The sequence below is a fragment of the Kitasatospora sp. NBC_00374 genome (assembly GCF_041434935.1).
In the GTDB taxonomy this organism is placed as follows: Bacteria; Actinomycetota; Actinomycetes; order Streptomycetales; family Streptomycetaceae; genus Kitasatospora.
In genome coordinates this window covers 5,560,005-5,572,537 of sequence record NZ_CP107964.1, presented here as the reverse complement: position 1 = coordinate 5,572,537, position 12,533 = coordinate 5,560,005, and the positions used below count along the sequence as shown (strand labels likewise).

Annotated in this window: 10 protein-coding genes and 2 pseudogenes; 1 reads left to right on the top strand and 11 read right to left on the bottom strand. The window is 71.1% G+C overall.

Going from position 1 to position 12,533, the window contains the following annotated elements:
- Positions 1–56: 56 nt before the first annotated feature.
- The 5 genes from OG871_RS25045 to rpsB all read right to left on the bottom strand — a co-directional run bounded on the left by OG871_RS25045 (position 57) and on the right by rpsB (position 4,639).
- A complete protein-coding gene (locus tag OG871_RS25045) occupies positions 57–899 on the bottom strand; it encodes a phosphatidate cytidylyltransferase (protein WP_371499463.1) in 843 nt (280 codons plus the stop codon).
- A 217-nt stretch (positions 900–1,116) separates the two neighbouring features.
- Positions 1,117–1,674, bottom strand: coding sequence for a ribosome recycling factor (frr, locus tag OG871_RS25040; protein WP_371499461.1), 558 nt, complete (start codon positions 1,672–1,674; stop codon positions 1,117–1,119).
- Between the two features lie 66 nt (positions 1,675–1,740).
- Entirely contained in the window at positions 1,741–2,496 is a 756-nt protein-coding gene (gene pyrH, locus OG871_RS25035) for a UMP kinase (protein WP_363641522.1), read from the bottom strand.
- Between the two features lie 267 nt (positions 2,497–2,763).
- A complete protein-coding gene (tsf, locus tag OG871_RS25030) occupies positions 2,764–3,600 on the bottom strand; it encodes a translation elongation factor Ts (protein ID WP_371499460.1) in 837 nt (278 codons plus the stop codon).
- A 130-nt stretch (positions 3,601–3,730) separates the two neighbouring features.
- Positions 3,731–4,639 (bottom strand): 30S ribosomal protein S2, encoded by a 909-nt coding sequence (gene rpsB / locus OG871_RS25025; RefSeq protein WP_371499459.1) that lies wholly within the window; start codon positions 4,637–4,639, stop codon positions 3,731–3,733.
- Between the two features lie 781 nt (positions 4,640–5,420).
- Here rpsB and OG871_RS25020 point away from each other — a divergent pair.
- On the top strand, positions 5,421–6,104 hold the full coding sequence (locus tag OG871_RS25020) for a M23 family metallopeptidase (RefSeq protein ID WP_371499457.1): 684 nt from the start codon (positions 5,421–5,423) through the stop codon (positions 6,102–6,104).
- 216 nt (positions 6,105–6,320) lie between these two features.
- On the opposite strand, the pseudogene OG871_RS25015 reads toward OG871_RS25020, so the two are convergent.
- The 6 genes and pseudogenes from OG871_RS25015 to OG871_RS24990 form a co-directional block, all read right to left on the bottom strand.
- Positions 6,321–6,803: pseudogene (locus OG871_RS25015) on the bottom strand (TetR/AcrR family transcriptional regulator); the annotation flags it as partial.
- A 149-nt stretch (positions 6,804–6,952) separates the two neighbouring features.
- A pseudogene (whiG, locus tag OG871_RS25010) lies at positions 6,953–7,720 on the bottom strand (RNA polymerase sigma factor WhiG); the annotation flags it as partial.
- 641 nt (positions 7,721–8,361) lie between these two features.
- Entirely contained in the window at positions 8,362–9,504 is a 1,143-nt protein-coding gene (gene dprA, locus OG871_RS25005; RefSeq protein WP_371499455.1) for a DNA-processing protein DprA, read from the bottom strand.
- Between the two features lie 207 nt (positions 9,505–9,711).
- Positions 9,712–11,364 (bottom strand): YifB family Mg chelatase-like AAA ATPase, encoded by a 1,653-nt coding sequence (locus tag OG871_RS25000; protein ID WP_371499454.1) that lies wholly within the window; start codon positions 11,362–11,364, stop codon positions 9,712–9,714.
- 1 nt (position 11,365) lies between these two features.
- Positions 11,366–11,989, bottom strand: a complete 624-nt coding sequence (locus OG871_RS24995; RefSeq protein ID WP_371499452.1) for a YraN family protein — start codon at positions 11,987–11,989, stop codon at positions 11,366–11,368.
- A 184-nt stretch (positions 11,990–12,173) separates the two neighbouring features.
- Complete coding sequence (locus OG871_RS24990; RefSeq protein ID WP_371499450.1) at positions 12,174–12,500, bottom strand: DUF2469 domain-containing protein; 327 nt, start codon at positions 12,498–12,500, stop codon at positions 12,174–12,176.
- Positions 12,501–12,533: the final 33 nt, after the last annotated feature.

Below are 12,533 nucleotides of genomic sequence, written 5' to 3'. Positions count from 1 at the left end.
TCGTAGGGGGTACTCCTGGCTCGGGCAGCCGCTCGCGCCGGGCTCAGCCGCGGGGCTCAGCTTCCGACGAAGGCGGCGAGCAGCAGCCAGACTACCGGGGCGGTCGGCAGCAGCGAGTCCAGGCGGTCCATGATGCCGCCGTGGCCGGGCAGCAGCGTGCCCATGTCCTTGATCCCGAGGTCGCGCTTGATCATCGACTCGGCCAGGTCGCCGACCGTCGCCGTGACCGCCGCGCAGCCACCCAGGATCAGCCCCTGCCACCAGGTGCCGTCGTCGATCACGTACTGCATGAGCAGGGCGCCCGCCAGCATCGACAGCCCGATGCCGCCGGCCAGGCCCTCGCGGGTCTTGCCGGGGCTGATCGTGGGAGCGAGCTTGTTGCGGCCGAACTTGTAGCCGACGGCGTACGCCCCGGTGTCGCTGCAGATAGTGACGACCAGGAAGAGCAGGATCCGCCAGGCGCCGTCGTCCGCGGCCAGCATCAGCGCCACGAAGGTGGCCAGGAAGGGTACGTAGAAGGCGGTGAAGATGCCGGCCGTTATGTCGCGCAGGTAGTTCTCCGGCGGCGTGCTCATCCGCCAGACCATCACCGCCAGACCGGTCAGCGCCAGCACGGCGGCCGCCCACTGGGCTCCGGCGAAGTAGCCGGTGACCACCATCGCCACGCTGCCGAGCAGCAGCGGGATCCGCGGGACGTGGACGTCCTTGCGCTCGGCCAGCCGGCTGGTCAGCTCCCAGACCCCGACGCCCACCGCGGCGGCGACCACCGCCAGGAAGAACGCCTTCACCACGAAGAGCGAGGCGCCGATGACCGCGCCGAGGCCGACGCCCACGCCTATCGCCGCTGGCAGGTTGCGGCCACCGCGGGGCTTGGGGGGCTGCTGGTCGGGCTGGGCCACGGGTGTCTCCTGGACAAGAGGGCATCATCTGAGTCTGCGCCGCAGTGCCCCCTTGGTACACCGCAGTGCGCTGCGAGTGACCCGTTCGGTCCGTCGGACCGGGTACCTCCGGCAACGGCCGGGGCCACTCGCAGCGTCGGGTGCGGAGGTGCTGTGCCGAAAAGATCAACGGGGAGCGCCCCGCCCCGGATGACAGGGTCGCGGGGCGCGTCGCCCGTCAGACCTCGAGCAGCTCGGCTTCCTTGTGCTTGAGCAGCTCGTCGATCTGAGCCACGTACTTGGCCGTGGTGTCGTCGAGCTCCTTCTCGCCACGACGGCCGTCGTCCTCGCCGATCTCGCCGTCCTTGACCAGCTTGTCGATCGCGTCCTTGGCCTTGCGGCGGATCGACCGGATGGAGACCTTGGCGTCCTCGCCCTTGCCGCGGGCGACCTTGATGTACTCCTTGCGGCGCTCCTCGGTCAGCTGCGGGAACACCACCCGGATGATGGAGCCGTCGTTCGACGGGTTGACGCCCAGGTCCGAGTCCCGGATGGCCTGCTCGATGTTGCGCAGCGCGGTCTTGTCGAACGGGGTGACGACCGCCATCCGCGGCTCCGGCACGGCGAACGAGGCGAGCTGGTTGATCGGCGTAATCGCGCCGTAGTAGTCGGCGACGATCTTGGCGAACATCGCCGGGTGCGCGCGGCCGGTGCGGATCGCGGCGAAGTCGTCCTTCGCGACGGATACGGCCTTCTCCATCTTCTCCTCGGCCTCGAGGAGGGTCTCTTCGATCACTGTGTGCTCCCTGTCCGCTTCATCTGCTGTAGTCCCGTACCGGTACACCGGACGGCTGATTGCTGCTCAGGCCCGGGCGGAATCCTGGCTGATGAGTGTGCCGATCTTCTCACCCTTCACCGCACGGGCGATATTGCCCTCGGCCAACAGCTCGAACACCAGCATCGGCAGGCTGTTGTCCTTGCACAGCGTGATCGCGGTCAGGTCCGCCACCTTCAGATCGCGCGAGATCACCTCGGTGTAGTCCAGCGCGTCGAACTTGACCGCCGAGGGGTTGGTCCGCGGGTCGGCGTCGTAGACCCCGTCCACGCCGTTCTTGCCCATCAGCAGGACCTCCGCGTGGATCTCCAGCGCACGCTGCACGGCGGTCGTGTCGGTGGAGAAGTACGGCATGCCCATTCCGGCGCCGAAGATGACCACGCGGCCCTTCTCCAGGTGCCGCACGGCGCGCAGCGGGAGGTACGGCTCCGCGACCTGGCCCATGGTGATGGCGGTCTGGACCCGGGTCTCGATGCCCTCCTTGATCAGGAAGTCCTGGAGCGCCAGGCAGTTCATCACGGTGCCGAGCATGCCCATGTAGTCGGAGCGGGCCCGGTCCATACCGCGGACCTGCAGCTCGGCGCCGCGGAAGAAGTTGCCGCCGCCGATCACCACCGCCACCTCGGTGCCGGCGCGGACCACCGTGGCGATCTCCCGGGCGATCGCGTGCACGACGTCCGGGTCGACGCCGAGGCCGCCGCCACCGGCGAAGGCCTCACCGGACAGCTTGAGCAGCACCCGCCGACGGTTGCCGTCCTGCGCGGTCTCCTGCGTCTGGTGCATGGGCCTCTCCTTCTCCGCCTGCGGGTTCGCAGGGCTGCATGTGCTGCTCACAGTGCCGGGTGTGCGGTCCCCGGACCTGCGGGTACACGCGAGGAGGCCACTGCCGCGGGAACCGGTACGGTGTCCTGCACGGCAATGGCCTCCTCGTCGTTCATGGTGCCGACGCGGCCCCCCTCGGGGTACCGGAGAGCCTGATCGGCGCGTTCCTGCCGCCCACTCGGGACGGAGCGCCTCCTACCTTAGGCCGGAAGCGCGCGGGAACTGGTTTCAGGCGCCGACGCGGAAGCGGACGAAGCGCTTCAGGGTGACGCCGGCCTCGTCGAGGACCTTGGCGACGGACTTCTTGTTGTCCTTCGCGAAGGCCTGCTCGAGAACCGAGTTCTCCTTGACGAAGCCGGTCACGCGACCCTCGACGATCTTCGGCAGAGCAGCCTCGGGCTTGCCCTCCTCGCGAGCGGTGGCCTCGGCGACGCGACGCTCGTTCTCGATGTCGGCGGCCGGGATGTCCTCGCGCGAGAGGTACTTCGGGGCGAAGGCGGCGATGTGCTGCGCGACGTCCTTGGCGACCTCGGCGTTCTCCTTGTCGAGCTCGACCAGGACGCCGACCTGCGGCGGCAGGTCCGGGGAGGTGCGGTGCATGTAGGCGGCGACGAAGCCGTCACCCGAGAACTGGGCGAAGCGCTTGAAGACGATCTTCTCGCCCAGGTTGGCGTTGGCCTCGTCCACGAACTGCTGGACGGTCTTGCCGGCCTCGATCTCGGAAGCCAGCGCGGCCTCCAGGTCGGCCGGGGCGACGGCGGCGACGTGCTTCGCCAGCGCGTCGGCGACCTCGACGAACTTCTCGCCCTTGGCGACGAAGTCGGTCTCGCAGTTCAGCTCGAGCAGGACACCGGAGTTGCCGCCCTCCAGGACCAGCGACAGCGCGCCGTTGGAGGCGTCGCGGCCCTCGCGCTTGGCAACACCCTTCTGGCCCTTGATGCGCAGGAGCTCCTGGGCCTTCTGGACGTCGCCCTCGGCCTCGTCCAGAGCCTTCTTGCAGTCCATCATGCCGGCGCCGGTGAGCTCACGGAGCTTCTTGACGTCCGCGGCGGTGAAGTTCGCCATGGTGTGATCTCTTCTCACGTCTCGCGTGTCAGCGTGGGGTTGTGCCGGGACCGCTGGTTCGGCCCCGGCACGGGAGAGAGGGGCACCTACCGGCTACGTACCCGGTGGGCGCCCCTCACCCTTTGGTACGTCAGGCCTGGTCGGCCTCGGCGGCCGGAGCCTCGACAGCGGCCTCGGCGGCGGCGGGGGCCTCAGCCTCGGCGGCGGGGGCCTCGACAGCGGCGGCCTCGGCCTCAGCCTCGGCGGCGGGGGCCTCGTCGGCCTTCTGGCCCTCGAGGATGTCCTTCTCCCAGTCGGCCAGCGGCTGGTCGGCGCCCGGCTCGGCCTTGGCGTCGCCCTTGGCGACACCGGCGCGGGCCTTCAGGCCCTCGGCGACGGCGTCGGCGATCACGCGGGTCAGCAGGGTGACGGAGCGGATCGCGTCGTCGTTGCCCGGGATCTTGTAGTCGACCTCGTCCGGGTCGCAGTTGGTGTCGAGGATGGCGACAACCGGGATGTTGAGCTTCCGGGCCTCGCCGACCGCGATGTGCTCCTTCTTGGTGTCGACGATCCAGACAGCGCTGGGCACGCGCTGCATGTCACGGATACCACCGAGGGTCTTCTCGAGCTTGGTGTGCTCGCGCTCGAGGACCAGGAGCTCCTTCTTGGTGAGGCCGGAACCGGCCACGTCCGTGAAGTCGATCTCGCTGAGCTCCTTCATCCGCTGAAGGCGCTTGTAGACGGTCTGGAAGTTGGTCAGCATGCCGCCGAGCCAGCGCTGGTTGACGTAGGGCATGCCCACGCGGCCGGCCTGCTCGGCAATGGCCTCCTGCGCCTGCTTCTTGGTGCCGACGAAGAGGACGCTGCCGCCGTGGGCAACGGTCTCCTTGACGAACTCGAACGCGCGGTCGATGTAGTTCAGCGACTGCAGCAGGTCGATGATGTAGATGCCGTTGCGCTCCGTGAAGATGAAACGCTTCATCTTCGGGTTCCAACGACGGGTCTGGTGACCGAAGTGGACGCCGCTCTCCAGCAGCTCCCGCATCGTGACGACGGCCATGGCCGTGCTCCTCAGGTGTTGCGCCCGGCTCATCCGCCCTGTGCTCACGTATGTGCTTGCGCAGTGCGGCCTGGCGCCGGGTCGGTCTCGGTTGTCCGTGCCGGTCGGGATGACCGCCACGCCTGACACCCCGGACGTGCCGTGCCCGCCTCCGTCTGCACTGCGGCGCTGGGCCGAAGGCCGGGGACGCGATCCTGGCGGGGACGTGATCCACGGCTGCGCAGACTCGGGGGACCGAGCGGCACTCGCACCGGAAGGGCCTCGCCGGGCCCTCGCGGGCCGGCTGCTCCACCGGTGGCGGGGCGTGCGAAGTCGACCCGGCGGACCGGGTCGCGTGTGAAGTGTACGGGAAGCGCCGAGCCAGGAGCGACCCCGGACGTTGGGCGGGGCAGACGGTGGCGCCGATCCGGCCTCGCCCGGCGGGTACAGGGGCTGGTTCACGGGCCGGATTGTGGGCTGGATTGCGGGCTGGTCCGGGCTGGATTGCGGGCTGGCGTACAGGCGGATGCCGAGGGCGGCTCCGGTTGGGCGAAGGCGGGGCGGCGGCCGCTCTGTGGCTGCTCTGTGGTGTGGCTGTGGCGCGGTGCGAGTGGGGCTGGGTGGCGCTTGCGACTGCCGCCCGAGGTCACGTCGGGGGTTGGTGGTGGGCACCCGCGGGAGGAACAGAACGGGCCCTCGCGTTCACCCGTGTGGGGGATGCCCGTTCTCCACAGCCCGGGGTTGTCCACAGGAAACGGGGTGAGTCTGGTCGGCATTCCGGATGGGCGGGAGCCTCGGGCCCATGACAGCGCCCCGGTTGACCTCTGTCCTCACCCCGGCCCTGACCCTGGCCCCCGGCACACCCTCCGCTACGCACCCGGCGACCCCTCCGCCCGGGCCCGACCGGCGGTGGCGGGCCGTGCTGCTCGTCCTGTTCCTGACGACGGGCATTCCGGCTGTTTTACTGCCGCCGCCCACGGCCCGTGCCGCGTCGGCCGCCGCCGTCATACCGGCGTCCGACGGCGCCGTCCCCGCCGCCGCCCCTGCCCCCGGGCGGGCCTGGCCGGTCGGCGATCGCTCCGGACTGCTCCGGCGGTTCGACGCGCCGACGGCCCCCTGGGCCGCCGGACACCGCGGGGTCGATCTGGCGGCCTCGCCCGGCACACCGGTACGGGCGGCGGCCCCCGGCGTGATCGCTTTCTCCGGGACGGTCGCCGGACGCCCTGTGGTCACGGTGCAGCACCCCCGGTCGGGCAGCCCGCCTCTGCGGACCACCTACCTGCCAGTGACCGGCACGGTGCCGGTGGGCACCGCGGTGTCGGCCGGGCAGGTCATCGGTGAGGTCGCCACCGGGACCGGTCACTGCGCGACGGGCTGCCTGCACTGGGGGCTGCTCCGCGGGGGGCGCTACCTGGATCCGCTGGCCCTGTTCGGCTCAGGCCGAGCACGGCTGCTGCCGCTCTCAGCTGCCCGACGAGGCGGTTGACGCTCCGGACGTCAAGCCGTGCAGAGCGAGCGCGACGGCCGTGTCCGCGATCTGGTCGGCCGCGGCCCGCGCGGCCTGGTCGTCGGAGCCTGCGTCGCTCCCCGAGTCGGTCGCCGGGTTGGTAGCCGGGTTGGTAGCCGGGCCGGTCGCTGTGTCGGTCGCAGCGTCGGCTGCCTGGTCGGCGCCGTATACCGGCCGCCCTTGCGCCAGCACCCGTTCGGACTGCCGGACCGCCGCCTCGACCACGCCCTGCAGCAGGGCGGCAGCGAGCCTCGGCTGCGGATGCCCGAGCTCCTCCAGGGCCTGGAGCACCAGGCCCACCAAGCCTGCGTGGGCCGCGCGGATCCGCTCCCGCGAGGCGTCGTCCAGCTCCAGTTCGGAGATGGCCACCACGGAGCGGTGTCGCGGATCACCGGCGAGCGCGAGCTGGCCTCGGACATAGGCCTCGATCTGGGCCTCGGCCGTGTCGCACGCGGCCATCCCGGCCTCGATCTCGGCCGCCCAGAGCGGGAGGTCCACCGCGCACAGCGCCTCGACGACGGCCGCACGGGAGCGGAAGTACTCGTACACCGACGAACGGGCAAGTCCGGTCCGAGCGGCGAGCGCGGGAAAGGTCAGGGCGTCACCGCCCCCCTCGGTCAGCAGGGAGCGCGCAGCGTCCAGGAGCGCTGCTCGTTGCAACTGGCGATGCGCGGCCACCGTCGCCGCTCGGATCTTCGGCACCCCCCAACTCTACGAACCCCTGCGGGCTCCCGGTACGGTGCCGCGCAATTCCGGTCCGCCCGGCCGAGGCAGCGGCCGAGCGGGGCGATGGTCGGCTGAGTCCCGGCCGGCATGGCGCGAGCTGGTCAGCGCATGTCGGACAGCTTGGCGCGCAGTTGGAGAACGGACTTGGTGTGGATCTGACTCACCCTGCTCTCCGTCACCCCGAGTACCTGGCCGATCTCGGCCAGGGTCAACCCCTCGTAGTAGTAGAGCGTCACCACGGTCTTCTCCCGCTCCGGCAGCGTGTTGACAGCGGTCGCCAGCAGCCGACGCAATTCTCGGTCCTCGGCGACCTCCACCGGATTGTCGGCCCCGGTGTCCTCAAGGGTGTCCATCAGGCTGAGCCGGTCACCGCTCTCCCCCACCGGATGGAGCAGTTCGTCCAGCGCGACGACGTTGGCGAGCGAGAGCTGGCTGAAGATGGCGCGCAGATCCTCCAGCGTGATGCCCATCTCCGCCGCCACCTCGGGCTCGTGCGGCGTCCGGCGCAGCCGCGCCTCCAGGGTGGCGTAGGTCCGCTCCACCGCCTTGGCCTTCTGCCGGACCGACCGTGGGATCCAGTCCAGTGCCCGGAGCTCGTCGATGATCGCACCGCGGATCCGGCTGATGGCGTAGGTCTCGAACTTGATGGCCCGGTCGACGTCGAACTTCTCGATCGCGTCGATCAGCCCGAAGACCCCGGAGGAGACGAAGTCGGCCTGCTCGACGTTGGCTGGCAGGCCCACACTGACCCGGCCCGCGACGTACTTGACCAGCGGCGAGTAGTGCAGGATCAGCTGCTCGCGCAGCCGTGGGTCACCATCCTCCTTGTAGGACCGCCAGAGCTTCTCCAGTGCCGTGCGCTCGGCCGTGACGGGCTGTGACTTCGGCTTGAGCTGCGCTGCGGACGGGGAGCCTGAGGAGGGTGCCGAGGCAGAACCGGGCGAAGGAGCGGACGTAGGACTGGAAGCAGGGCCTGAGGCAGGGCCGGAAGCCGAACCTGGAGCAGGGCAAGGGCCGGGGGACGAGGCGGGGATGGCGCCGGAGGTGGAGGCGCCGGTGAGGTCGGCGCCGGATACCGTCGGCGCCGCCCCTGCCTCTGAGCAGGAACCCGGTGGGCGGACCAACGTCGGCTCCGGCCCGGGCACGCGGCCTGCCCCCGCGCTCTGCGGCCCGGGTGGACGGCCGATCTGCCGCGCCAGCCCCACGATCGCCGGCGCCTTCGGCGGCTGCAGCTCCGCCGTGGGACGGGCATCGGCCGCCGTCCCTTCCGAGGGCCGAGCGTCACCGGGCACCCGGTGTCCGGGGGTATGTGTGGGCATGCGTTGGTCTGCGCCGTTCTGCCGAGTCCTGTGCCGATAGGGAAGCCAGATGCGAGCGTAGCGTGATCGCATCACTGCATTGTGCTACCGCCACTCGGTCGTCCCCCGATCCGGTGGCTGATCCGGCAGGTAATCCGGTCACCGGCCCCGCAGGCAGCGGGCACTGCGTGCGGCGTGGCGCGACGGGAAGGTCAACGGCTCCGTGGCAGCCGCCAGTGAGCTCCGGACCGTTCGACGTGGCCGAGCGAGCCCAGCTCGTACAGCCGTTGGAGGACTTCGTCAGTGGACAGGCCAGTCCGCCGGGCCAGTCGCTCGACCGGCGCTCCGTCGGCGCCGGCCGGTACGGCATCCAGCACCTGGGCTGCGGCGGGCTCCAGGAGATCCCTGGGGAGGACGGGCCCGGATCTGACGGGGGCCAGGTCGTCACCGATCGACCCGATCAGCTCTCCGACCTCGCCCGCGTCGGTGACCAGGGTGGCCGCCCCGCTGCGGATCAGGGCGTGCACGCCGGCCGAGAGTTCCGAGGTGACGGGGCCTGCGACCCCCATGGTGTGCCGATTGAGATCCCGGGCGCGGCGCGCCGTGCTGAGGGCCCCGCTGCGCATCGCCGCCTCGACGACCACCGTGCCCCGGGTGAGCGCGGCGATCACGCGGTTGCGCAGCACGAATCGGGCGCGGGTGGGGTGCTCGCCCGGTGGCAGTTCACTGAGCAGGATCCCCTGTTCGGCAATGTTGCGGATCAGCTGGGTGTTGCCCGGCGGATAGGCCACGTCGACGCCGCAGGCGAGCACCGCGACGGTGATTCCGCCCGCCGCGAGCGCACCCCGGTGCGCTGCGGCGTCGATGCCGTAGGCGGCGCCGGAGACGATCACCCAGCCTCGTTCGGCGAGTTGGGCAGAGAGCTCGCCGGCCACATGCGCTCCGTAGGCACTGCAGGCCCGAGCACCGACGACGGCCACCGAGCGCAACGCCAGAAGTCTCAGCGAGCCTGTCCCGCGCACCCACAGGCCGATGGGCCGGGTGTCACCGAGATCGTCGAGCTGCGAGGGCCACTCGCAGTCGCCCGGAATGATGAACCGCCCGCCTCGCGCTTCCACCCGTTCCAGTCCTGCACCGGGATCCACGGCCCGGAGCCTCGCCCGGTACGAGGCCAGGCGCGCGCTGCTCAGGTCGTCCGGGCCGGGAGCCGTCCGGCCGCTGATGACCTCCAGCAGGGCGGAGGCAGTCGTGCTGAGGAGCCGGCGCCCGATCACCGCGTCCCCTGGTTCGACGATGCTGCTCAGGGTCGCGCGGGCGCGGCGTTCCTGATCCGACGGTGCCGGTCGGGCCGCCACAGCCGCATCGGGTGACGGCGGCCCTGTCCCCGGAGCCGTCCGGTCGGCGGGTGCGGTGACCGCGGCGGTGGTGTGGTCGGCGGTCGTCCGGGCGTGTTCCACCGTGGCCTCCAGGGCGAGTGGGTCTGCGGGGCGTTCAGCGGGGTGCGGGCGGGGCGGCGAGGTGCGGTACGGGTGCGGGCTGACGGCCCCGAGCGGCCTGCCGGATCAGAGCTCGCCGCCGAGGTCCGTGCCCGGATCGACCGGACCGGTGGGGGCGCGGTCCTGGTGTGGGAGCCCGCGTTGGACTCCGGTCCGCAACATCAGCGCGGTCCGAACGTCCAGGCGGCCCGGTTGGTCCCGACCGGCCAGGTCGGCGACGGTCCAGGCCACCCTGAGTACCCGGTCCAGCCCGCGCGCGGTGAGCAGACCGCGTTCCAGGTCCTGCTCGGCATCGGCGAGCGCCCCGGGAGCCACCCGCCAGCGGGTGCGCAATTCGTGCCCGGGGACCTCGCCATTGGTCCGCCACGGCGTCTCGGAGAGCCTGGCAGCCGCACGTGACCTGGCGTCCAGCACCCGGGCGGCGACGCTCCGGGTGCTCTCCGCCGACCTGTCCTCGCCCAGAAGCTCGACTCTGGTCACGGAGGCGACCTGAACCTGCAGGTCGACCCGGTCCAACAGGGGGCCGGACAGCCTCGCCTGGTAGCGGTTGACCATCGCGGGGGTGCACTCACATCCGCCTCCCCGCATCGAGTGGCGGCCGCACGGGCACGGATTGGCCGCGAGGCACAGGAGGAAGCGGGCCGGCAGTCGCATGGAACCGGCGGACCGGGCGATCATCACCTCACCGGACTCCAACGGCTGCCGCAGCGCGTCGAGGGCGCGGACGGAGAACTCGGGCGCCTCGTCGAGGAAGAGCACTCCTCGGTGCGCAAGCGACACGGCTCCGGGCCTCGGCAGCCCGCTGCCACCGCCGACGATGGCCGGCATGGTGGCCGAGTGGTGCGGCGCGCAGTAGGGCGGGGTGTCGATCAGCGGGCGGCCCGGCGGGAGGAGACCGGCGACCGAGTGGACGGCGGTGACCTCCAGCGCCTCGCTCTGGGTGAGCGGCGGCATCAGGCCCGGCAGTCGCTCCGCCAGCATGGTCTTGCCTGCTCCTGGCGGGCCTTTCAGATACAGGTGGTGAGCCCCGGCGGCGGCGATCTCCAGGGCGCGTCGGGCCTCGTACTGGCCGGCCACATCGGCGAGATCGGGCACAGGTCGGGGCGAGCCGCCGAGATCCCGAATTCCCATCCCGGGGAGGAGCAGGCCCGCCAGCATGGGGTCCGGCTGCCCCGCCACCGGTTCCGGGGCCTCGTCCGGTGGCGCCGTCCCCGACAGCAGGGCGATCAGCTGGCGCAGGCTGCGTACGCCGAGCACGGAGACACCGGGGACCAGGGAGGCCTCCGCCGCAGCCTGTTCGGCGACCACGATCTGGCGGTACCCGGCGTCTGCGGCGGCCAGGACCGCGGGCAGGACGCCGCGGACCGGTCTGACCTTTCCGTCCAGGCCGAGCTCGCCGATGATCAGCAGCTCGGCGATGGCGTCGGGCGGCAGTCTTTCGGCGGCTGCCAGGACGGCGCACGCGACGGCCAGGTCGAAGCCGCTGCCTCCTTTGGGCACCGAGGCTGGGCTGAGCCCTACGGTGAGTTTGCGTTGCGGCCAGCTCTCGCCGCTGTTGACCACCGCGGCGCGTACCCGGTCGCGGGCCTCGCTGAGAGCCTTGTCCGGGAGCCCCACGAGGGCGAAGGCGGCAACTCCGGGTTCGAGATCGGCCTGGACCTCGACGACGACGCCGTCGACGCCGACCAGCGCGACGGAGCAGGTGCGGGCGAAGGCCATCTCAGATCGCCCCTCGGAGGTGCTCGACCTGCGCCGCGCCCTTGAGGCGGTTGACCACGGCGACCAGATCGATGCGCACACCGCCGGGCGGCGGCGGTGCGGGGGCGACCGTCGCAGCGGCCGGTGCGTGTTCGGGCGCTACGGCGACTGGGAGCCCGTCGCCGCGAGGTTTTCCGGACCGCCTGCGCGTCCTGCCGGTCTTTCTCTCCGTGCCCGGCCTTTCGGCCTGCCCGGCCGGCTGTCCTTCCTCGCCGGCCGCCGGGTCCTTGTCCAGGCCAGCGGCAACGCCGTCCGGCAGGGCGGCCACACCTGCCCGGGCGGCCTCGACCGCCTGAACGAGCCGGTCGAAGTGCACCGGCCAACGCTCGTCCAGCCATCGCTCGGCGAGGCGGTGGAGCCGTTGCGCCTTGGTCTGGTCGATGGCCTGGGTGGGCTGCTGAAAACCTCGCTCCGAGCGGGTCTTGACCTCGCAGACCGCCAGCGTGTCCCCGTCCAGGGCGACGATGTCCAGCTCGCCCTCGGCACAGCGCCAGTTGCGTTCCAGGATCCTCAGGCCGCCCTGGACGAGCCAGCGGGCGGCGACCTCCTCGCCGTATCGGCCGAGGCCGTTGTTGCCACTCTGCACGGCAATCACCTCCGAGACAGGAGGTTGCCGAGCCGGGGCCGACAGGACCAGAGGGTGCTCGTTCCCTGTGGACAAGTCGGGGCTGTGGATAACCGGTGTCACCCACAGGAGTGGTGATTCGGCCGAGCTCTGGACAGCCGGCGAGCGCGGCGGTCAGTGTCGGTGGCTCCGGGGTGGCCTCAGCTCAGTTGCCGAAGGCCGCGTCGTCGGAGGGCAGCTCAAGATCGCTCTTCGCCAGTTCCTCGATATTGACGTCCTTGAACGTCAGCACCCGCACCTTGCGGACGAACCGGGCCGGCCGGTACATGTCCCAGACCCAGGCATCCGCCATCGACACCTCGAAGAACACCTCCCCCTGGACCGAGTGGACCTGCAGGTCGTAGTCGTTCGTGAGGTAGAAGCGCCGCTCTGTCTCGATCACGTACTTGAACAGGCCGACGACATCCCGGTACTCCCGGTAGAGCTTGAGCTCCATCTCGGTCTCGTACTTCTCGAGGTCTTCGGCACTCATCCAAGCGTCCCCTCAACTCGTCACGTCCACCCC

Bases quoted from the DNA above. Each gene is read 5' to 3' on its own strand.
- pyrH (WP_363641522.1), bottom strand. From the start codon at position 2,496: ATGCACCAGACGCAGGAGACCGCGCAGGACGGCAACCGTCGGCGGGTG.
- tsf (WP_371499460.1), bottom strand. From the start codon at position 3,600: ATGGCGAACTTCACCGCCGCGGACGTCAAGAAGCTCCGTGAGCTCACC.
- rpsB (WP_371499459.1), bottom strand. From the start codon at position 4,639: ATGGCCGTCGTCACGATGCGGGAGCTGCTGGAGAGCGGCGTCCACTTC.
- OG871_RS25020 (WP_371499457.1), top strand. From the start codon at position 5,421: ATGACAGCGCCCCGGTTGACCTCTGTCCTCACCCCGGCCCTGACCCTG.
- OG871_RS25000 (WP_371499454.1), bottom strand. From the start codon at position 11,364: ATGGCCTTCGCCCGCACCTGCTCCGTCGCGCTGGTCGGCGTCGACGGC.
- OG871_RS24990 (WP_371499450.1), bottom strand. From the start codon at position 12,500: ATGAGTGCCGAAGACCTCGAGAAGTACGAGACCGAGATGGAGCTCAAG.